Genomic DNA, 20,012 nt, shown 5'->3' with positions numbered 1-20,012 from the left:
GCCACACCATGCGTGGATGCGGTTGGTTCCGTGCCGACCAAGGTCGGCACCTACCGGTCACCCCGCCAATGATGCGGTAGCTGCCAACCTTGGTTGGCACTCGCAGCAACAAAGCGCCGACCAAGGTCGGCATCTACCGGGGTTACCGGTTCTGCGCGTGCTCTTCTTCCCGCACCGGCTCCGGCGGCGGCAGCTGCTCTTCGGCAGCCGGTTCGTTGCCGGGCAGGCTGGGGCGGGTTTCCATCAGCAGCGACAGCGCGGCCTTGGCCATCATGTGCGCGCTGATCGGTGCGGTGATGAACAGGAACACGGTGATCAGCAGCTCGCGCGGCTGCGGGTCCTGGCCGAGGAAGATGTGGTAGCACACCGAGCACACCAGCACGCAGCCCACGCCCAGCGTGCTGGCCTTGGTCGGCGCGTGCAGGCGCTTGAAGAACGTGGACAGCTTCACCAGGCCCAGCGCACCGACCAGGATGAAGAAGCAGCCGAACAGCAGCAGGATCGACAGGCCGACCTGGATCGCGGTGATCATTCGACGATGTCCCGGCGCAGCACGAACTTGCTCAGCACCACGGTGCTGCCGAAGCCGAGCATGGCGATGACCAGGGCAGCCTCGAAGTAGATCGCGGAGTTCAGGTACATGCCGAACAGCATCAGCTCGGCGATGGCGGTCACCGACAGCGTATCCAGCGCAAGGATGCGGTCGGGCACGGTCGGTCCGCGCAGCAGGCGCCAGGTGGCCAGCAGCATGGCCAGGCCGACCACGTGCATGCACACCACCAGCGTGGTCTGGATGATCTGGAATCCAGTCATGGGAAAATCTCCATCAACGGGGCTTCGTAACGTCGTTTGATCGTATCGATCAGCGCCTGCGGATCCTCCAGGTGCAGCACATGCACCAGCAGGAACCTGCGGTCTTCGCTGAGCGCGGCCGAGACCGTGCCCGGGGTCAGCGTGATCATGCTGGTCAGCGCGGCGATGCCGTGGATGTTGGCGATGTCCAACGGCAGCCAGATGAAGCCCGGATGGATGTTCTTCTCCGGGCCCAGCACCTGCAGGGCGACGCGGATGTTGGACATCAGGATGTCCCACAGGGTCACGCACAGCAGCTTGGGCAGCGGGCGCAGGGTACCGATGCGGGCGAACTCGCGGTCCAGGCGCGCGGCGAACAGTGGCACCACCACGCCCAGCACCAGGCCGAGCACGGTCTGGCCGACGGTGAAGCTGTCGGACATCAGCAGCCAGAACGCCACCACCATGATGCTGAGCATCGGTGAGGGAATGATGCGGCGGAACAGTGAGCGCTGGGCGGTCATGGCTGGCGGATCTCCGGTGCGGTCGCGCGCAGCTGCTGCACGTACTCGCCGGGCTGCAGCAGCTGTGCGGCGGTGGCGTCGGTGTAGCGCATCAGCGGCGCGGCGGCCAGGGTCATGCCGATGCCATAGGCCAGCAGGATGCAGGCGGCGTACAGCTCGACCCGGCGCAGCCGTGCCTTGCGCGGCTGCGGCGCTTCCGGATCGACCGGCGGCACGCGCCAGAACAGGCGGATGCCACCGCGGGTCAGGCCCATGATCACCAGCAGGCTGCTGACAAGAACGGCGGTCCAGACCGGGCCGGTGTACTGCGCCGGCATGCCGGCCAGCAGCGCGGCCTTGGCCAGGAAGCCGGACAGCGGCGGCAGGCCAGCCACCGACACCGCGGCGATCAGGAACAGCACCGCCGGCGTTTCCTTGCCCGGCATCGGCGCCACCACTTCCTTGCGGTCGCTGGCGCCACCACGGCGGCGGCGGATCAGGTCGGCGATCAGGAACAGCGCGGCGGCGACGAAGCTGCTGTGCGGCAGGTAGTACAGGCCGGCCGAAAGTACTTGCGGCGTGCCCACCGAGAAGGCGATGAACAGCGTGGCGGCCGAGACGATCACCAGGTAGGAGATCAGCACGCGCAGGCGGGTCGCGGCCAGCGCACCGAGGCCACCAAGCACCAGTGTCGCCACGCCGGCCCACAGGAGCCAGTCGCGGCCATAGCCGGCCATCGCACCGGCATCGTCGCCGAACCACAGCATCTGGATGCGCAGCACCGCATACAGGCCGACCTTGGTCATGATCGCGAACAGTGCGGCCACTGCGGCCGGCGCGCGCGAATAGGCTTCAGGCAGCCACAGGTACAGCGGCATCAGTGCGGCCTTGGCGCAGAACACCAGCAGCAACAGGCCCATCGTCGCCTTCACCAGGGTCAGCTGTGCCGGCGGCACCTCGGCGATGCGCTGCGACAGCTCGGCCATGTTCAATGAGCCCAGCGAGGCGTACAGCAGGCCCAGCGCGATCAGGAACAACGTCGAGGCGGTGACGTTGAACACCACGTAGTGCAGGCCGATGCGCATGCGCAGGCCGCGGCCGCCACTGAGCAGCAGGCCGTAGGAGGCGATCAGCATCACCTCGAAGAACACGAACAGGTTGAAGATGTCGCCAGTCAGGAACGCACCGTTGAGGCCGACCAGCTGGAACTGGAACAGCGCATGGAAGTGCGGTGCGCGGCGGTCCCAGCCCGAACACGCATGCAGCAGGCAGGGAATGGCCAGCAGCAGGGTGGTCAGCAGCATCCACGCCGACAGCCGGTCGGCGACCAGCGCGATGCCCAGCCGCGACGGCCAGTCGCCGAGCAGGTAGACGCTGATATCGCCACTGGCGGTGGTGGCGAACAACAGGCCCACCACCAGCGCCAGCGCCGACAGCGAAGTCCAGGCCACCGCGCGCTGTACCTTCGGGCCATAACGGCGGTGCTCGACGAACAGCGACAGCGCGGCACCGAGCAGGGGAACCAGGATCGGCAGGATCACCAGGTGGTTCATGCGCGGTCCTCGCCCTGGCGCGGCGGCACACCCTCATCCTGCAGGTCGTCATCCGGCTCGTGAGCGTCCACGTGGTCGCTGTGGTTGTCGCTGCGGCTGCGCATGGCCAGCACGATGCTCACTGCGGTCATCGCGAAGGCAATGACGATGGCGGTCAGCACCAGCGCCTGTGGCAGTGGATCGGTGTAGTTGCCGAGGTTGCTGTCCACGCCCTCCTGCAGCACTGGCGCCTTGCCCAGCACCACACGGCCACCAGCGAAGATCAGCAGGTTGGTGGCGTAGGACAGGAAGGTCATGCCGAGGATCACATCGAAGCTGCGCGCGCGCAGCAGCAGGTAGATGCCGATGGCGGTCAGCACGCCGATCGCGGAGGCCAGGGCCAGTTCCATCAGTGCATCTCCCCGGTACGTGCCGAGCGGCGTTGCAGGTCGATCTCGCCCTTGCGCGCGGTGCGGGTACGAGAGGGTTTCACGGTGGCCATCATCGACAGCATCAGCATCGCGCCACCGAACACCACCAGGTACACGCCGATATCGAAGCCGATCGCGCTGGCCAGCGGTACCTCGCCGATCAGCGGCAGGTGCAGGTCGAGGTGGCCGCTGGTCAGGAACGGCACGCCGAACAGCATCGACGCACTGCCGCTGAGGATGGCGATCAGCAGGCCCATGCCGATGCAACGGATGTAGTCGAAGCCGAAGCGCGATTCCACCGATGCGGTGCCCTGGATCACGTACTGGATCAGCAGCGGCACGGCCAGCACCAGGCCGGCGATGAAGCCACCGCCCGGCGCATTGTGGCCGCGCAGGAACAGGAAGATCGACACGGTCAGGGTCAGCGGGAACATGATCTGGGCCAGGTCGGCCGGCACCGGCAGCTTGATCGGCGGGCCGGGCATGATCTGCTCCGGTGCCATCCGGGTACGCCGCAGCAGTGCGTGTACCACCAGCGCGGCAATGCCGAACACGGTGATCTCGCCGAAGGTATCGAAGCCGCGGAAGTCGACCAGGATCACGTTGACCACGTTTTGGCCGTAGGCCTCGGGCAGGGCGCGGGCGAGCAGCTCGCCAGCCATGGTGTTCGGCGGCAGGGTCATCGCGGTGTAGGCGAGCGCACCCAGGCCGGCACCGGCGATGATCGCGATCACCGCATCGCGGCGCTTGCGCCAGCGCGGGCGCTCCGGCCCGGACTGCGCGGGCAGGTAGTTCATGCCCAGCAGCATCAGTACCAGGGTCACCATCTCCACCAGCAGCTGGGTCAGCGCCAGGTCCGGTGCGGACAGGAACACGAAGGTCAGCGCCACCATCAGGCCGACGCCGCCGACCAGCAGCACCGCCAGCAGGCGTTGCTTGTAGACGCGCAGGGTGGCGACCGCGCAGGCCATCATCACCAGCCACAGCGCCCAGCCCAGCAGCGGGATCGGCTGCGGCGCGGTCCAGTTCGGCGAGGCCGGATTGGCCACGAACGGCGCGGCGGCGACCACGATCGCCACCAGCACCAGGCCCAGCAGCATGCGCTGCAGGCTGCCGTTGGCGATGCCGTTGGTCAGGCGCTGTGCTGCGGCCGAAAGCAGGTCCAGCTGGCGGTGGAACACGTTGCGGCCGGGGCTGGTATTGGTCACCCCGTGCAGGTTGATCAGCCTGCGCAGGCCGAAGTACAGCGCCACGCCACCGACCACGCCGATCGCGCTCATCGCCAGCGGCAGGTTGAAGCCATGCCACACCGCCAGGCTGTATTCGGGCATAGCATTGCCGAGGATCGAGGCCGCAGCGGCGTGCAGCACCGGCGCCACGGTCAATGCCGGGGCCACGCCCACCGCCACGCAGATCACTACCAGGATCTCCACCGGCACCTTCATCCAGCGCGGCGGCTCGTGCGGTACGCGGTCCAGATCGTGCGGGCCGGGGCCGAAGAAGGTGTCATGCACGAAGCGCAGGCTGTAGGCCACGCCGAACACGCCGGCCAGCAGCGCGGCGATCGACACCGCCGTGCGCATGGCCTGGGTCCCGCCTGCGCTGATCGCCTCGGCGAACAGCATTTCCTTGGACAGGAAGCCGTTGAGCAGCGGAATGCCGGCCATTGCCAGCGAGGCGATGATCGCCAGCGCGCTGGTGAACGGCATCAGCCTGCGCAGCCCGCCCAGCTTGCGCATGTCACGGGTGCCGGTTTCGTGGTCGATGATGCCGGCGGCCATGAACAGCGAGGCCTTGAAGGTGGCGTGGTTGAGGATATGGAACACGCCGGCCACCACCGCCATCGGCGTGGACAGGCCGAACAGCAGGGTGATCAGACCCAGATGGGAAATGGTGGAGTAGGCCAGCAGGCCCTTCAGGTCATGCTGGAAGATCGCGTTCCAGGCACCGACCAGCAGGGTCAGCGCGCCGATGCCACTGACCGTATAGAAGAACAGATCGCTGCCGGCCAATGCCGGATGCAGGCGCGCCAGCAGGAACACGCCGGCCTTCACCATGGTGGCCGAGTGCAGGTAGGCCGAGACCGGGGTCGGCGCGGCCATTGCGTGCGGCAGCCAGAAGTGGAACGGGAACTGCGCGCTCTTGGTGAAGATGCCGGCCAGCACCAGGAACAGCGCGTACGGGTACAGCGCGCTGGCGCGGATCTGCTCGCCGGCGGCCAGCACCACGTCCAGGTCGAAGCTGCCGACGATGCGGCCGATCAGCAGCACGCCGGCCAGCAGCGCCAGGCCGCCGCCACCGGTGATCACCAGCGCCATCCGCGCGCCCTCGCGCGCGTCCTGGCGGTGCGACCAGAAACCGATCAGCAGGAACGAGCTGATGCTGGTCATTTCCCAGAAAACCATCAGCAGCAACAGGTTGCCCGACAGCACCATGCCCAGCATGGCGCCCATGAACAGCAGCAGGTAGATGTAGAAGCGGTGTGCGTTGTCCTGGCTGCTCAGGTAATAGCGCGCATACAGCACCACCAGCGCGCCGATGCCCAGCACCAACCCGGCGAACATCCAGGCCAGCCCATCCAGGCGCAGGGTGAAGTCCAGGCCGATCTGCGGCAGCCAGGGGACCATCGTCCGCACCACCTGGCCGTCGAGCACCGATGGGGTCAGCCAGGCGAGGATGGCCAGCCCGCCCAACGGCGCCAGCGCCGCCAGCCAGGCAGCAGTCGAGCGCGAACTACGGGGGAAGGCCGCAACAGCCACTGCCATCAGGAACGGCAGGGCCAGCAGCAGGGGCAGGCTGGGGAGCATGCAGGGAATCCATGATTCACGAGCAGGTCAGGGAGGATAACAGGCTGCGAAATGTCGCCGAAACCCATCGAACAGCGATCAATTGCATGTAACGTTCGCTGATTCATTTTTTCTGCGGCGCAACATCACGTTCCTGCAGTCGCTCCCTGGCTGCCCTCGGGGATCACCCTACGCCCACGCAGGGAGACCGCAGGCCCTGTCGCACAGGGGCTGCCGTCGACGGGCGGGAGGTGGGGGGCGGGTCACCGGCGCAGGCTGGCAGGGCCGCCGTGGACTACGGGTGACGGAATCTGCCCGTTCAGGAAACAACAGTCCTTGTCGGTCGTGGTCGGGTCAGTAGCGCCAGTCGAGCTTCCGATAGGCCTTGGCCATCACCCAGGCCGGGCCGATCAGCAGGTAGGTCAGGTCGGTCAGGAAGCTGGGCTTGCGGCCCTCGAACTTGTGGCCGATGAACTGTGCGATCCAGGCCACCACGAACACGCCCACCGCCAGCCAGAACAGATTGTGCAGGCCGATTTCCGCCTCCAGCAGCCGGCACAGGCAGCCGAACACGAAGAACTGGATGAGCATGCCGATGCCCAGCGGGCGCGACAGCTTGTTGTAGAAGCACCAGGCGCTGAACATCGCGAAGGCCGACCAGATCCCGTACTGGAACCAGGTGATCAGCGGCGGCACGCACCACAGCAGGGCCACCACCGACCACAGGATCGCCGGCACCGCCACCACGTGGATGCGCTGGTTGATGACATTGCGGTGGTCGTCGGAATAGCTGGCGAAATAGCGGTCGATCGGCCGCGCAAGCTCGGTGGATGTCTGCATGCTGCGTCGCTTCCTCGGACAACGGTAGTGCCGGCCGCTGGCCGGCAATCCAGAGCATAGCCGAGTTCGCGAGATTGCCGGCCAGCGGCCGGCACTACCCCAGGCAACCGGCAGTAGAGCCAGGCCATGCCTGGCTGCAGGTCCGCCGAAGTTGCCGGCCAGCGGCCGGCACTACCCCATTCAGAACGCCCCCAGCCGGACCGGCCGGGGGCGCAGGGGGATCAGTCGACGCTGATCCCGGCCAGACGCTGCAGCGCCTCGGCGTACTTGGCGCGGGTGCGCTCGATGATCTCGGCCGGAATGGTCGGGCCCGGGGCGGTCTTGCCCCAGTCCAGCGTCTCCAGGTAATCACGTACGAACTGCTTGTCGTAGCTCGGCGGGCTGGTACCCACTTCGTACTCGTCGGCCGGCCAGTAACGCGAGGAATCCGGCGTCAGCATCTCGTCCATGATGTACAGGCGGCCATCGGCGTCGGTACCGAACTCGAACTTGGTATCGGCCAGGATGATGCCGCGCTCGCGGGCGTAATCAGCGGCGAACTTGTAGATGCGCAGGGTGGCATCGCGCACGCGCTCGGCCATTTCGGCGCCGACCTGCTTCACCATCGCATCGAAGTCGATGTTCTCGTCATGGTCGCCGACGGCGGCCTTGGTCGAGGGGGTGAAGATCGGCTCGGGCAGCTGTTCGGCCTGGCGCAGGCCATCGGGCAGGTCGATGCCGCTGACCTTGCCGGTGCGCTGGTAATCCTTCCAGCCGCTGCCGATCAGGTAGCCGCGGGCGATCGCTTCCACCGGTACCGGCTTCAGCTTGCGGGTGACCACCGCACGCTTGGCGTACAGGGCCGCGTCCACGCCCTCGGGCAGCACGCTGGCCACATCGATGCCGGTCAGGTGGTTGGGCATCAGGTGCGCGGTCTTGGCGAACCAGAAGTTGGAGACCTGGCAGAGCATCTCGCCCTTGCCCGGGATCGGGTCGGGCAGGACCACATCGAAGGCCGACAGGCGATCGGTGGCCACCATCAGCAGGTAGTCGCCTGGTGGGGTCCCGGCTGGCAGCCGCTCGCGCGGGATATCGAACACGTCACGCACCTTGCCGCGGTGGCGCAAGGGCAGGCCGGGGAGATCGGATTGCAACAGCGTGGTTGGCACGGGCACTCCTGGGGCTTCGTCGATACGGCTGCCCAACGGACCCGGCGGGCCCGCTGACCAGCGGGCGGCCTAGTGTAAAGCGGTCCGGGCCCGCTGTGACGTAAAATGAGCGTCCATTTCGCCGGTCGACCCTGGGGCGCCATGCGCTGGTACGGAAAACTGCTCGGATTCATCGCCGGCGCCCTGCTGTTCCGGCCCAATCCGCTGTTCGGTGCGGTCATCGGCCTGCTGATCGGCCATGCCTTCGATTCGGACTGGTTCCGCCTGAACAAGGAAAACCCGTACCGGGAGCTGGGGCTGACCTCCGAGGCCACCGATGCCGAGGTCGAGCGTGCCTACCGCAAGCTGATCTCCCAGTACCACCCCGACAAGCTCGGCGGCGCGGCCCCCGAGCTGCAGCAGCAGGCCGAGCAGAAGTCGCGGCGCATCAACGCCGCCTACGACCGCATCAAGACCCTGCGCAAGCGCTGACCCCATTGCCCCGCCTGCGGGCGGGAGACCCCTTTCCCCGTTCCGAAGGCCCCGGCCATGTCCAACTGCCTCATCGCTCCTTCCATCCTCTCGGCCAACTTCGCCCGCCTGGGCGAGGAAGTCGACAACGTCCTGGCCGCGGGTGCCGACTGGGTCCATTTCGATGTGATGGACAACCACTACGTGCCCAACCTGACCATCGGCCCGATGGTCTGCCAAGCCCTGCGCAAGCACGGCGTCACCGCGCCGATCGACGTGCACCTGATGGTCGAGCCGGTGGACCGCATCATCCCGGACTTCGCCGAGGCCGGTGCCACCTACATCAGCTTCCACCCGGAGGCCAGCCGCCACGTGCACCGCACCATCCAGCTGATCCGCTCGCTGGGCTGCAAGCCGGGCATCGTGCTCAACCCGGCCACCCCGGTGGACATCCTCGACTGGGTGCTGGATGACCTGGACCTGGTGCTGCTGATGTCGGTCAACCCGGGCTTCGGCGGCCAGGCCTTCATTCCGTCGGCCTTGGACAAGCTGCGCGTGGTGCGCCAGAAGATCGATGCCAGTGGCCGTGACATCCGCCTGGAGATCGACGGTGGCGTGAAGGCCGACAACATCGGCGAGATCGCCGCCGCTGGCGCCGACACGTTCGTCGCCGGCTCGGCCATCTTCAACGCCAAGACCAGCTACCAGGACGTGATCGCGCAGATGCGCGCCAACGTCGCTGCAGCGCGGGGCTGAGCCATGAGCACGGTGGCCGTGTTGAACATCCGTCCGGCCACCGTCGCCGATGCTGGCCTGATCCTTCGGTTCATCCGCGAACTGGCGATCTACGAGAAGGCCGAGCAGTCGGTGCAGACCGATGAGATCGGCATCGCCGAAAGCCTGTTCGGCGCCGACGCTACCGCCCGAGCGCTGGTCTGCGAGGCGAACGGCGAAGCCATCGGCTATGCGGTCTATTTCTACAACTATTCCACCTGGCTGGGGCGCAAGGGCATCTATCTGGAAGACCTGTACGTCAGCCCGCAGAAGCGCGGCTGCGGCGCGGGCAAGGCGCTGCTGAAATACATCGCGCGCCAGGCCGTGGCCGAAGGTTGCGGCCGTTTCGAATGGTCGGTGCTGGACTGGAACACCCCGGCCATCGAGTTCTACACCGCCGTTGGCGCGAAACCGCAGGACGAGTGGACCGTGTACCGGCTGCAGGGCCAGGCATTGCAAGATTTCGCCAACGGTTGAGATGACGTGCATCCACGCCATGGGTGGATGCTTCTGGCAGACAAAAAAAAGCCACGCCAAACGTTGGCGTGGCCTTGCTGCATGCGTGGGAGGCTGATCCTGCCTCCATCCGTCGTCCCTGCTATGGCCTTCCATTCTCCGGCAGCTGAATGACATCTGCGTGACATTCACCGCTGGCAAACGGCGTGTTGCTAGCCTGAGCGCCCTTTCACTGGATGTACTGCATGACCACCCCGCGCTGGCGCCTGATCCTCAACGGAAAATCCGCAGGCAACGACGAACTGCGCGACGCCGTCGGCCATTGGCGCGGGCAGGGCGTGCAGCTGGAAGTGCGGGTGACCTGGGAAGACGGTGATGCCGAGCGCTACGTCGCCGAGGCCATCGACCACGGCGTGGACGTGATCGTGGCGGCCGGTGGCGACGGCACGCTCAGCGCGGTCGCAGAGACGCTGGCGCATCGCGACGAGCCGGCTGAGGCGCTGCCTTCGCTCGCGCTGGTCCCGATGGGCACCGCCAACGATTTCGCCACCGCTGCGGGCATTCCGGTGGAGCCGCAGGCGGCCTTCGCACTGGTTGCCGGCGGCCACCCACGCCCGATGGATCTGCTGCGCGTCGATGCCGACGGCAAGCCATGGTGGTGCGCCAACCTCGCCAGCGGTGGCTTCGGCACCCAGGTCACGGTGGAAACCGATGCGGGCTTGAAGAAGATGCTTGGCGGTTTGGCGTATGTCATTACTGGCATCGCCAAGCTCGGTCGCATCGAACCGATCACCGCGCGCCTGAGCGGGCCGGATTTCCAGTGGGAAGGTGGGTTCATCGCGCTGGGTATCGGTAACGGCCGCCAAGCGGGTGGTGGTCAGCAGCTGTGCCCGCAGGCACTGATCGATGACGGCCTGCTGGATGTCACCGTAGTGCCGGAACTGGAGGGTGAAGTCGCAGCCACCCTTGGACAGATGCTGACCGGCGGCAAGGAGGCGGCGCTTGAACGTGTCGCCACGCGCGCGCAGCTGCCGTGGCTGCAGATCGACGCAACGCAGCCGTTGACGTTGAACCTGGACGGCGAACCGGTGCAGGCACGCCGCTTCCGCATCGAATGCGTGGCCGGCAGGGTGCGCATGCATCTGCCGGATGACTGCGTGCTGCTTTCCGGCAGCTGAGACAGGAATCAGAGCAGCGGAATGTCTTCTTCCTTTGTGGGGAAGCCGAAGGCTTCACGCTTGTCGCGGATGCCTTTTGGCATCGGGGGACGAGGGATGCCCCGGGCGACAAGCCACTGCTGGCACTTCTTCTGCCATGGCAGAAGATCGGGTGTAGTGATGCCCCAGAAGATGTGCTCGGCGATCAGCATTCTGTCGGGAGCGCCGATGGATGATTTCAGCATCACCGTAGGGTCGGCCCCGTGCTCCAGCAGCCAATAGGCATGCTCGAATCCACCCCGGGTGGTGTACCAGCTGAGGACTGTGTCGGCGGTGCCGCGATTGGATTCATTGATGTTCGCTCCATTCTCAATCAGAAGTTTCACGTTCTCCCACTGATTGCCTGCGATGAAGGCTTGAAACAGCAACGTTTCGCCTGCCGAATTCCGCGTGTTGGGATCGCCGCCGTACTTGAGCAGCAACTGCAGGTAGCGCGCGTCGTCCAGCTTTGCGGCGTAGACCATGGCGTTGTTGTAGCCAAGTCTGCGGCCATCCACGACCTTGTAAGCGCGGGCATTTGGATCTGCCCCGTTTTCAAGAAGTGCGCGGAGGCCGTCCAGACTGCCTGTGCGTAGAGGCCAGGCGACCATGGGAATCCCGTCTTCACGCGAGAACGTCTTGTCCGGATCGACACCCTCTTCAACGATGAGGCGGCGAATGGCCTTTGAATCGCCGCTTTCCGTGGCGATGGCAAGCTGCAGAGCCCTCCCTTCAAAGTAGTTGTCTGCTCCATGACTCGATGATGCCGCGCAGCCGCTGATCAGCAAAAGTGTGAGACAAGCCGCGGAGATGAGGGCTTTCTGCACACATTTGTGAAAGTGAATGCGCATTATCATCCTGATGATTGGGCTGAAACGTGACATTAGCAAAAAGTTCTGATAATCGATAAGCATCGCGCGCCCAAGCCCGTGCCCGGCGCAATGGAGTTTGCCATGAATGGAACCGACATCGAGGCGCGTGCGCGCGCCCTCCAGCAGCAGGATCTTCTCGTTCAACAGCTGCGGGAAAGCGGCAATGACAGGGAAGCTGATCGTCTTCAGGAGACCTATCACGCGCGTGAAATGTCTGGTCTCGCAGCTGATGTCTATCAATCAGCCAAGCACGAAGGTGCGCCTCCCGTGGGATGGACGCGCGGCAGCTCCGATCCGGATGCACTGCGCGCTGCAGGCATCAACATGTCTGACGAAGAGTTGCGTGAGCTTCTGCAACCGCCGCAGTCTGGATTCCGTGCGGAAATATATGTTCCCGACAAAGCGCTTTTCGGTGCAGACGCAAAGCCGGTGGTGGTCTACAAAGGCTCCACCGGTAAGATCGCCGATCCTCTTGCACCGAATGGATGGCGTGAGTCGGGCGGCGAGGATTTTCTGAACAATGGGCAGCAAGGCATTGGGATGCGAAGCGACTACTACGATCGCGCCATGTCACTTGCCACGCAGCTGAATGATCGCATTGGCAATAACTTCGAAATCGCCGGTCACTCCCTCGGTGGCGGCATGGCTTCCGCCGCGTCGGCCGTCACCGGCGCACGGGCTACCACCTTCAATGCGGCAGGCCTGCATCCGGAAACGGCGGCTCGTTTCGCGAAGGAAAATGGTCTGCCCACCTTCAACCCGCAACAAAGCGTGCACACCTACCAGACCACCGGCGAGGTGCTGAATGACGTGCAGAACGGCATGCAGCGCCTGAGCGAGCAGCAGCGTCGCGGCTATGGCGTGCTTGCCAATGAAATGGGCATGTTGCTGAAGGAGCCCGCCATGCAGAAGCTGGTGGGCGACAAACTGCGCGAGATGATGCCACCGGGTGCGCAGACGTCCGCAGCGCAGTTCATCGAACAACTGGCGACCCAGCCGGGGCAGGAAGCCCTGCGCAATATCCCGGTTGCCGCTGGCCGTGCCGAACTGCTGCTCGAGGCCAAGGCACTCGACGCACAGGGCAATATCGTCAATCGTTCGCAGGTAGCGGCGCCAAGCCAGGTTGCAGAGCTGGCTGGACCGCTGTCCACGGTGCTGCACGCCACTGGTTACGGCATGCGCGGTGGGCGTGTGATCGGTGAGCAGGTTGAACGCGCGGGTGCGACTGGCGCGCATGTGCTGGACAGGGTCGGCGATGGCGCAGAGCAGATCCTCAGGACCCAGGGCATGGCCATTGGCCAGGTCGTGAACATGGGATCGACCACGCTCCAGGTGGGTACCCGGGCGACCACCACCGTGATCGCCTCCGGGCGCGAGCTGACCGGAGGCATAGAGGCAACCCTGCACCGCGCGCAGTCGCAGGCCAGTTCCCATGGCATGTCCGCACTGTCGTGGGTAGCCGGTCGGATTGGTTTGGATGACGCGTCCGACAGGTTGGCCAAAGAGGCCGAAAGGGCACGTACTACGGGCGAGCAGCGTGCGGTGCTCGCATCGCGGCAAGCACATGCGGATGCCGAGGGGACGCGTGCCTTTGGCGAGCGGACGGCCACGGCCATCGGCAATGACGGGCAGTGGGTGGCCGGCAAGCTGCAGAACGGTTTTGCCACCGCCGGCGCCCATGTGGACCGCGGCTATGACCTGGTGGCATCGAAGGTAAAGGGCGTTACCGCCCAAGCGCCAGCTGCCATGGCGACGGTCGGGGGCATCAGTGTGGGGGTGGGCACTGCGGCAGCAACGCATGTACCCACCGGTGTCCTGCCATTGGATGCGGTGAAGCTCTCCAATCTCGCTCAGTCCGCGCGACTGATCCGTGACATCGGTCCAGCGTTTGGCGAGGCAACTGCCCGCCATGGCATGGCCGAGACTGTCATTCCCAGCCTGGACTCGGAACTGATCAAGCAGGAAGCCGTCGCCCGCAAGCTGGTCGAGCAGCACCAGCGCATACAGCATCCCGAGGATGGCCGCCGCGCCAGCGTGGCAGCAGAGCCCGCTGCGCGCGGGCACGGCATCAATGACCCTGGCCACACCGACTACCGGTTGTTCAATGGCGCACAGACCGGGGTCCACGCCCTGGACCGCGCCCACAACCGGGTGCCTGACCTGCAGAGCGACCAGCTCGCCGGCGCACTGGCCGTACAGGCCAAGCGCGAAGGGCTGGAGTCCATTTCCCACGTGGTGCTCAGCGAGGATCACAGCCGTGCCTTCGCGGTGGATACGCCGGACCTGAACGCCGCGCACCGCCGCCATGCCCACGTCGATGTGGCAGCGGGCATGGCCCAACCCCTGAGCGCGAGCACGGCCCAGGTTGACGCGATCAACGCCAGTCGCGAGCAGGCGCAGGGGGTATCGCTGGCCCAGCAGCAGGTGCAGGAGACCCAGGAACAGGCACGGCGGATGGGCTAGGGCGGCGCAAACCGCCCGTCGCCAAAGGGTTTCCCTGCGGCCAAAGCTGCGATACAGTCATTGGGTGTCCAGCCTGACGACCCCGCATACCCTTTCTTCCGCACGCCGTTGGTGGCGATGGTGGCCTGTTGCCGTCGTCCGTCCCCATAACGCTGTGTCCCGGAAGGAAAGTCGTCTTGAACTCGCACGCTCAGTTTCTGCAGCAGGCCGCTGAAGGCCACACCCATATTCCCGTTGTCCGCGAAGTGCTGTCCGACCTGGACACGCCGCTTTCGGTCTATCTGAAGCTCGCCGACGGCCCCAATACCTACCTGTTTGAATCCGTCGAAGGCGGCGAGCGCTTTGGTCGTTACTCGATCATCGGCCTGCCGGCACGTCGCGTGTACGCCTTCCACGGCCACACCCTGACCGTGCGCCAGGACGGGCAGGTGGTGGAAACCCGCGAGGTCGCCGATCCGTTTGCCGAGGTCGAGGCGCTGCGCAGCGCCCATTCGGTGCCCAAGCTGGACGGCCTGCCGGGCTTCACCGGTGGTCTGGTCGGCTGGTTCGGTTTCGAGTGCATCGGCTACATCGAGCCGCGCCTGGCCCCGCCGGCTGGCCGCGATGAGCTGGGCACGCCGGACATTCTGCTGCTGGACTCCAACGAACTGGCGGTGTTCGACAACCTGAAGGGCCGGCTGTACCTGATCGTGCATGCCGACCCGCGTACCGACGGTGCCTTCGAGCAGGCCCAGGCACGCCTGGATGCGTTGACCGCCAAGCTGCGCGCACCGGGTGCCGGCTATCCCGCACCGCTCAACAGCGACGTGCTGGACGAGTCCGATTTCGTCTCCGGGTTCACCCGCGAAGGTTTCGTCGATGCGGTCCAGCGCAGCAAGGAATACATCCGTGCCGGCGACATCTTCCAGGTGGTGCTCAGCCAGCGCCTGAGCGTGCCGTTCAAGGCGCGCCCGGTGGATGTGTACCGCGCGTTGCGCGCATTGAATCCTTCGCCGTACATGTATTTCCTCGATGTCGGCGACCTGCAGGTGGTCGGTTCCTCGCCGGAAATCCTGGTGCGCCTGCAGGACGGTGAAGTGACCGTGCGCCCGATCGCCGGCACGCGTCCGCGCGGTGCCACCGTCGAGCAGGACCTGGCGCTGGAAGCCGAGCTGCTGGCCGATCCGAAGGAACGCGCCGAGCACCTGATGCTGATCGACCTCGGCCGCAACGACGCCGGTCGTGTTTCGAAGGCGGGCACCGTGGAAGTGGGCGAGCAGTTCGTGATCGAACGCTACAGCCATGTCATGCACATCGTCAGCGAAGTGACCGGCCAGCTGCAGCCCGGCCTGAGCTACGCCGACGTGCTGCGCGCCACCTTCCCGGCCGGTACGGTCAGTGGTGCGCCGAAGATCCGCGCGCTGGAAGTGATCCGCGAGCTGGAACCGATCAAGCGCAATGTCTACGCCGGCAGCATCGGCTACATCGGCTGGCACGGCGATGCCGATACCGCGATCGCGATCCGCACTGCAGTGATCAAGGACGGCCGCCTTTATGTGCAGGCCGGTGCCGGCATCGTTTACGACTCGGACCCGGACAAGGAATGGGACGAGACGATGAACAAGGGCCGCGCGCTGTTCCGCGCCGTCGCCCAGGCCGCCAAGGGTCTGTGAGTTCTGCCGTGCCGTGGCCGACGCCGCGGCACCTTCCGCTGTTCCCATTCAAGACAAGGAGTACCGCATGAAGCTGCTGAGCGCATTGCTGTGGTCGTCACTGCTGGCCACGATGGCCCCGTCTGCGTGGGCGCAGGCCAATACCATTCCCTCGCAGCCGCACCTGCTGGTGAAGGGCGAGGCGCGTCGCGTGGTGATGCCGGACCGGTTCGGCCTGCAGTTGAACATCGAGGAAACCGACATGGATGCGGATGCGGCGCGCCGCCGCGTGCAGGACAACGTTGCCCGCGTGCTGGCGCTGTTCAAGCAGTACAAGGCGGTGGAAGGCAGCGTACGTGCGGACAACCTGCGGATCGGCCCGGCAACCCGCTATGAGCAGAGCCGCCAGGTCTTCATGGGTACCCAGGTGTCGCGCCAGTTGCGCGCCAGTTTCGCCAGCGTGAAGCAGATGCAGGACGTGCTGGGTGCGCTGAAGGCCAATGAGAACGTGCAGGTCAGCAGCGTTGCCCCGACCTACTCCGGTGAAGTCGCGCTGCGCCGCGAGCTCAAGGGCGAGGCCGCGGCCAAGACCCGGGAGTCCGCGCAGGGGCTTGCCAAGGCCTATGGAACAAAAGTGCGCGGTCTGTACAGCATCTCCGATGTGGCGCCGAACTTTGCCTATGGCATCCAGGCCGGGCAATGGCCGCAGCTGGGCGAGGATGGTGAGTATCTCGACAGGATCTCGGTGACCGGCAGCTACGCACCGGCCTCGGCACCGGCGCCCGCTGAACGCGAATCCATCGAAGCCGGCCCCATCACCTACACCGAAAACGTATACGCCATTTTCCTGATAAGCGACGGAACCTGACCATGTTGTGGATGATCGACAACTACGACAGCTTCACCTACAACCTCGTGCAGTACCTGCAGACGCTGGGCGCCGAGGTGAAGGTGGTGCGCAACGATGCGATGAGCGTGGATGAGATTGCCGCGCAGAAGCCCGAACGCATCGTCATCTCGCCCGGCCCGTGCACGCCCAACGAAGCGGGCGTGTCGCTGGCGCTGATCGAGCGTCTGGGACCGACCACGCCGATCCTCGGCGTCTGCTTGGGCCACCAGGGCATCGGCCAGGTCTACGGCGGCACGGTCATCCGCGCCGGCAACATCATGCACGGCAAGACATCTCCCATCCGCCATGAAGGCAAGGGCGTGTTCGCCGGCCTGCCGGACCGCTACCAGGCCACCCGCTACCACTCGCTGGTGGTGGACAAGCACAGCCTGCCCGACGCGCTGGAAGTGACCGCCTGGACCGAGAACGAGGATGGCTCGATCGAAGAGATCATGGGCCTGCGCCATCGCCAGTTCCCGGTGGAGGGCGTGCAGTTCCACCCCGAATCCATCCTCACCGAACACGGCCACGCCCTGCTGCGCAATTTCCTGCAGCGTCCGGCGGCCTGATCCAAGGAGCATTCCGATGAGCTTCTCCCCCCAGGAAGCCCTGCAACGCACCATCGAACACCGCGAGATCTTCTTCGACGAAATGGTCGACCTGATGCGGCAGATCATGCGCGGCGACGTCTCGCCGATGATGACCGCCGCCATCCTCACCGGCCTGCGGGTGAAGAAGGAAACCATCGACGAGATCGCCGCTGCGGCCACGGTCATGCGTGAATTCGCGCTGGCGGTGCCGGTGGCCGATACCACCCACCTGGTCGACATCGTCGGCACCGGTGGCGATGGCTCGCACACCTTCAACATCTCTACCTGCGCGATGTTCGTCGCCGCTGCGGCCGGTGCGCGCGTGGCCAAACATGGCAACCGCAGCGTGTCGTCCAAGTCCGGCAGCGCCGACGCGGTCGAAGCGCTGGGTGCGGCTATCGAGCTGCAGCCGGCGCAGGTGGCCGCGGCCATCGAACAGACCGGTATCGGCTTCATGTTTGCGCCGATCCACCATCCGTCGATGAAGGTGGTCGCGCCGGTGCGCCGCGAGATGGGCGTGCGCACCATCTTCAACATCCTCGGCCCGCTGACCAACCCGGCCAGCGCACCGTCGGTGCTGATGGGCGTGTTCCACCCCGATTTAGTGGGTATCCAGGCACGCGTGCTGCGCGAGCTGGGCACCGAGCGCGCCATGGTGGTCTGGGGCCGCGACAACATGGACGAGATCTCGCTGGGCGCCGGCACCCTGGTCGGCGAGCTGCGTGACGGCAAGGTGCGCGAGTACGAGATCCACCCGGAGGACTTCGGCATCGCCATGTCGGCCAGCCGCAACCTGCGCGTGGATGGCCCGGAGCAGTCCATTGCCATGCTGCGTGCGGTGCTGGACAACACCCCTGGCCCGGCGCTGGACATCGTGGCCCTGAATGCAGGCGCCGCGCTGTACGTGGCCGGCGTGGCCAGCGACATCGGCGATGGCCTGGCCCGCGCGCGTGCCGCCATCGCCAACGGCAGCGCCCGTCAGCGCCTGCAGCAGTACGTTGACACCACCCGCGCGCTGGTAGCCTGAGCGCGCGGTTCAGCCCGACCCCCTCGATGGCCGATAATGGCCGTCCTCACCGCCCCCGCATTGAACCGACGACGATGAGCGACATCCTGCAGACGATCCTGGCCCGCAAGGCCGAAGAAGTGGCCCAACGCCGTGCCCAGCGTCCCCTCGAGGACCTGCAGGCCGCCGTTGCCAGCGCCCCGCCGGTACGTGGCTTCGTGCGCGCGCTGCAGGCGGCGGTGGCCAACGGCGACCCGGCGGTGATCGCCGAGGTGAAGAAGGCCAGCCCGTCCAAGGGTGTGATCCGCCCGGATTTCCGCCCGGCCGACATCGCCGTCAGCTATGAGTTCGGCGGTGCCAGCTGTCTGTCGGTGCTGACCGACGTGGATTTCTTCCAGGGTGCCGATGCCTACCTGCAGCAGGCCCGTGACGCCTGCACGCTGCCGGTGCTGCGCAAGGACTTCGTGATCGACGCCTACCAGGTGTACGAGGCGCGCGTGCTGGGCGCCGACTGCATCCTGCTGATCGTCGCCGCGCTGGACGACACGCAGTTGGCCACGCTGTCCGAACTGGCGATGTCGCTGGGCATGGACGTACTGGTGGAAGTGCACGACATCGACGAGCTGGAGCGTGCGCTGCAGGTGCCGGCGCCGATGATCGGCATCAACAACCGCAACCTGCGCACCTTCGAGGTGTCGCTGCAGACCACGCTGGACATGCAGAAGGCGGTGCCGCGTGATCGCCTGCTGGTCACCGAGAGCGGCATCCTCGGCCCGCAGGACGTGGCGCTGATGCGCGACGCCGGCATCCACTCGTTCCTGGTGGGCGAGGCCTTCATGCGCGTGGAAGAGCCGGGCGAGGGCCTGCGTCAGCTATTCTTCGCGGCATGAAAACGCACTATCCAACGCCGCGCGAGGATGCACCGCTGGTGGTCTTCGACTTCGACCACACCCTGTACGACGGCGATTCGGGCACCCACCTGTTCGCCTCGCTGATCAAGCGTAATCCGCTGCGGATGCTGGCGGCGCTGCTGGTCACCCCGATCGCCGGGCCGCTGGTGGCGATGCTGCCGACCCGTCGAACGGGTATTTCGGTCTATGTGTGGATCGGCAGTTTCGGCCTGCACCGTGCGCGCGATTTCAACAAGGTGATCGACGCCTACGTGCTGCGCAATGAGGCGCAGATGCGCGCCAAGCTGCTGCCGCAGGCGCTGGAGGTGTTCGCCGCGCACCGTGCCAAGGGGGACCGCGTGGTGGTGGCTACAGGCGCACCGCCGGAACTTGCGCGCGCGATCCTGGCCTTCGTCGCCCATCAGGACGTGCCGGTGATCGGTACCGAGGTCGGCCCGCGGCTGGGCGGGGTCGGCCCGACCCGCCACTGCCACAATGAAGAAAAGATGCGCATGCTGCGCGAGCGCGGCTACGGCGATATCGACATCGCCTACTCCGACAGCACCGCCGACCTGCCGCTGCTGCTGGCCGCCAAGGCGCCGGTGGTGGTGAACCCGAAGCCGGGCCGCGTGGAGTTCTTCCGCCGCGTGCTGCCGGCCGGTACCCGCATCCTCAACTGGGGTTGCGTCGACCGCGGCGGCGAGAAGGCGTAATCGATCCCGCCTGCCCGCCGGGCAGGGACCCGGTAGTGCCGGCCGCTGGC

20 protein-coding genes are annotated in these 20,012 nt (G+C 66.0%); 11 read left to right on the top strand and 9 right to left on the bottom strand.

Annotation, left to right across the window (positions count from 1 at the left end; translation table 11 throughout):
• Positions 1–142: 142 nt before the first annotated feature.
• From ACZK2G_RS20045 to ACZK2G_RS20010, 8 genes are all read right to left on the bottom strand, one after another.
• Complete coding sequence (locus ACZK2G_RS20045; RefSeq protein ID WP_046984826.1) at positions 143–532, bottom strand: Na+/H+ antiporter subunit G; 390 nt, start codon at positions 530–532, stop codon at positions 143–145.
• Entirely contained in the window at positions 529–813 is a 285-nt protein-coding gene (locus tag ACZK2G_RS20040) for a K+/H+ antiporter subunit F (protein WP_006399171.1), read from the bottom strand. The genes ACZK2G_RS20045 and ACZK2G_RS20040 overlap by 4 nt, the downstream gene beginning before the upstream one ends.
• Positions 810–1,316, bottom strand: a complete 507-nt coding sequence (locus ACZK2G_RS20035) for a Na+/H+ antiporter subunit E (RefSeq protein WP_006399169.1) — start codon at positions 1,314–1,316, stop codon at positions 810–812. The genes ACZK2G_RS20040 and ACZK2G_RS20035 overlap by 4 nt, the downstream gene beginning before the upstream one ends.
• Positions 1,313–2,848, bottom strand: coding sequence for a monovalent cation/H+ antiporter subunit D (locus ACZK2G_RS20030; RefSeq protein ID WP_478474193.1), 1,536 nt, complete (start codon positions 2,846–2,848; stop codon positions 1,313–1,315). The genes ACZK2G_RS20035 and ACZK2G_RS20030 overlap by 4 nt, the downstream gene beginning before the upstream one ends.
• Positions 2,845–3,237, bottom strand: a complete 393-nt coding sequence (locus ACZK2G_RS20025; RefSeq protein WP_046984823.1) for a Na+/H+ antiporter subunit C — start codon at positions 3,235–3,237, stop codon at positions 2,845–2,847. Before ACZK2G_RS20025 ends, ACZK2G_RS20030 begins: the two co-directional genes overlap by 4 nt.
• On the bottom strand, positions 3,237–6,065 hold the full coding sequence (locus ACZK2G_RS20020) for a monovalent cation/H+ antiporter subunit A (RefSeq protein ID WP_337302285.1): 2,829 nt from the start codon (positions 6,063–6,065) through the stop codon (positions 3,237–3,239). Before ACZK2G_RS20020 ends, ACZK2G_RS20025 begins: the two co-directional genes overlap by 1 nt.
• 333 nt (positions 6,066–6,398) lie before the next feature.
• Positions 6,399–6,884, bottom strand: a complete 486-nt coding sequence (locus ACZK2G_RS20015) for an Mpo1 family 2-hydroxy fatty acid dioxygenase (RefSeq protein WP_136639155.1) — start codon at positions 6,882–6,884, stop codon at positions 6,399–6,401.
• A gap of 221 nt (positions 6,885–7,105) precedes the next feature.
• Positions 7,106–8,032: a phosphoribosylaminoimidazolesuccinocarboxamide synthase gene (locus ACZK2G_RS20010; RefSeq protein WP_046983680.1), complete on the bottom strand. Its 927-nt coding sequence runs from the start codon at positions 8,030–8,032 to the stop codon at positions 7,106–7,108.
• 141 nt (positions 8,033–8,173) lie between these two features.
• Here ACZK2G_RS20010 and ACZK2G_RS20005 point away from each other — a divergent pair, with 141 nt between their 5' ends.
• The 4 genes from ACZK2G_RS20005 to yegS all read left to right on the top strand — a co-directional run bounded on the left by ACZK2G_RS20005 (position 8,174) and on the right by yegS (position 10,890).
• A complete protein-coding gene (locus tag ACZK2G_RS20005; RefSeq protein ID WP_006399039.1) occupies positions 8,174–8,503 on the top strand; it encodes a J domain-containing protein in 330 nt (109 codons plus the stop codon).
• A 57-nt stretch (positions 8,504–8,560) separates the two neighbouring features.
• On the top strand, positions 8,561–9,238 hold the full coding sequence (rpe, locus tag ACZK2G_RS20000; RefSeq protein ID WP_046983681.1) for a ribulose-phosphate 3-epimerase: 678 nt from the start codon (positions 8,561–8,563) through the stop codon (positions 9,236–9,238).
• A gap of 12 nt (positions 9,239–9,250) precedes the next feature.
• Positions 9,251–9,733, top strand: coding sequence for a GNAT family N-acetyltransferase (locus ACZK2G_RS19995; protein ID WP_426355731.1), 483 nt, complete (start codon positions 9,251–9,253; stop codon positions 9,731–9,733).
• A gap of 224 nt (positions 9,734–9,957) precedes the next feature.
• Positions 9,958–10,890 (top strand): lipid kinase YegS, encoded by a 933-nt coding sequence (yegS, locus tag ACZK2G_RS19990; protein ID WP_046983682.1) that lies wholly within the window; start codon positions 9,958–9,960, stop codon positions 10,888–10,890.
• 8 nt (positions 10,891–10,898) lie between these two features.
• Here yegS and ACZK2G_RS19985 read toward each other — a convergent pair whose 3' ends face one another.
• Positions 10,899–11,924, bottom strand: coding sequence for an ankyrin repeat domain-containing protein (locus ACZK2G_RS19985; RefSeq protein WP_478474191.1), 1,026 nt, complete (start codon positions 11,922–11,924; stop codon positions 10,899–10,901).
• Between ACZK2G_RS19985 and ACZK2G_RS19980 the strand changes: the two genes are divergently transcribed.
• The 7 genes from ACZK2G_RS19980 (at position 11,862) to ACZK2G_RS19950 (ending at position 19,962) form a co-directional block, all read left to right on the top strand.
• Positions 11,862–14,243 (top strand): Tle-like phospholipase domain-containing protein, encoded by a 2,382-nt coding sequence (locus ACZK2G_RS19980; RefSeq protein WP_478474190.1) that lies wholly within the window; start codon positions 11,862–11,864, stop codon positions 14,241–14,243. The genes ACZK2G_RS19985 and ACZK2G_RS19980 overlap by 63 nt on opposite strands.
• A 176-nt stretch (positions 14,244–14,419) precedes the next feature.
• On the top strand, positions 14,420–15,895 hold the full coding sequence (gene trpE / locus ACZK2G_RS19975) for an anthranilate synthase component I (RefSeq protein ID WP_478474189.1): 1,476 nt from the start codon (positions 14,420–14,422) through the stop codon (positions 15,893–15,895).
• Positions 15,896–15,962: 67 nt separating this feature from the next.
• Positions 15,963–16,742, top strand: coding sequence for an SIMPL domain-containing protein (locus ACZK2G_RS19970; protein ID WP_006399004.1), 780 nt, complete (start codon positions 15,963–15,965; stop codon positions 16,740–16,742).
• A gap of 2 nt (positions 16,743–16,744) precedes the next feature.
• Positions 16,745–17,332 (top strand): anthranilate synthase component II, encoded by a 588-nt coding sequence (locus tag ACZK2G_RS19965; RefSeq protein ID WP_046983686.1) that lies wholly within the window; start codon positions 16,745–16,747, stop codon positions 17,330–17,332.
• 16 nt (positions 17,333–17,348) lie between these two features.
• Positions 17,349–18,380, top strand: coding sequence for an anthranilate phosphoribosyltransferase (trpD, locus tag ACZK2G_RS19960; RefSeq protein ID WP_046983687.1), 1,032 nt, complete (start codon positions 17,349–17,351; stop codon positions 18,378–18,380).
• 74 nt (positions 18,381–18,454) lie between these two features.
• Entirely contained in the window at positions 18,455–19,249 is a 795-nt protein-coding gene (gene trpC / locus ACZK2G_RS19955; RefSeq protein ID WP_100435359.1) for an indole-3-glycerol phosphate synthase TrpC, read from the top strand.
• Positions 19,246–19,962, top strand: coding sequence for a haloacid dehalogenase-like hydrolase (locus tag ACZK2G_RS19950; RefSeq protein WP_136639161.1), 717 nt, complete (start codon positions 19,246–19,248; stop codon positions 19,960–19,962). The genes trpC and ACZK2G_RS19950 overlap by 4 nt, the downstream gene beginning before the upstream one ends.
• Positions 19,963–20,012 lie beyond the last annotated feature (50 nt).

This window comes from Stenotrophomonas sp. 107298_Sma, assembly GCF_056480345.1.
This window is presented reverse-complemented; position numbering and strand designations above follow the sequence as displayed.

Bases quoted from the DNA above. Each gene is read 5' to 3' on its own strand.
- ACZK2G_RS20045 (WP_046984826.1), bottom strand. From the start codon at position 532: ATGATCACCGCGATCCAGGTCGGCCTGTCGATCCTGCTGCTGTTCGGC.
- ACZK2G_RS20040 (WP_006399171.1), bottom strand. From the start codon at position 813: ATGACTGGATTCCAGATCATCCAGACCACGCTGGTGGTGTGCATGCAC.
- ACZK2G_RS20035 (WP_006399169.1), bottom strand. From the start codon at position 1,316: ATGACCGCCCAGCGCTCACTGTTCCGCCGCATCATTCCCTCACCGATG.
- ACZK2G_RS20030 (WP_478474193.1), bottom strand. From the start codon at position 2,848: ATGAACCACCTGGTGATCCTGCCGATCCTGGTTCCCCTGCTCGGTGCC.
- ACZK2G_RS20025 (WP_046984823.1), bottom strand. From the start codon at position 3,237: ATGGAACTGGCCCTGGCCTCCGCGATCGGCGTGCTGACCGCCATCGGC.
- ACZK2G_RS20020 (WP_337302285.1), bottom strand. From the start codon at position 6,065: ATGCTCCCCAGCCTGCCCCTGCTGCTGGCCCTGCCGTTCCTGATGGCA.
- ACZK2G_RS20015 (WP_136639155.1), bottom strand. From the start codon at position 6,884: ATGCAGACATCCACCGAGCTTGCGCGGCCGATCGACCGCTATTTCGCC.
- ACZK2G_RS20005 (WP_006399039.1), top strand. From the start codon at position 8,174: ATGCGCTGGTACGGAAAACTGCTCGGATTCATCGCCGGCGCCCTGCTG.
- rpe (WP_046983681.1), top strand. From the start codon at position 8,561: ATGTCCAACTGCCTCATCGCTCCTTCCATCCTCTCGGCCAACTTCGCC.
- yegS (WP_046983682.1), top strand. From the start codon at position 9,958: ATGACCACCCCGCGCTGGCGCCTGATCCTCAACGGAAAATCCGCAGGC.
- ACZK2G_RS19980 (WP_478474190.1), top strand. From the start codon at position 11,862: ATGAATGGAACCGACATCGAGGCGCGTGCGCGCGCCCTCCAGCAGCAG.
- ACZK2G_RS19970 (WP_006399004.1), top strand. From the start codon at position 15,963: ATGAAGCTGCTGAGCGCATTGCTGTGGTCGTCACTGCTGGCCACGATG.
- ACZK2G_RS19965 (WP_046983686.1), top strand. From the start codon at position 16,745: ATGTTGTGGATGATCGACAACTACGACAGCTTCACCTACAACCTCGTG.
- trpD (WP_046983687.1), top strand. From the start codon at position 17,349: ATGAGCTTCTCCCCCCAGGAAGCCCTGCAACGCACCATCGAACACCGC.
- trpC (WP_100435359.1), top strand. From the start codon at position 18,455: ATGAGCGACATCCTGCAGACGATCCTGGCCCGCAAGGCCGAAGAAGTG.
- ACZK2G_RS19950 (WP_136639161.1), top strand. From the start codon at position 19,246: ATGAAAACGCACTATCCAACGCCGCGCGAGGATGCACCGCTGGTGGTC.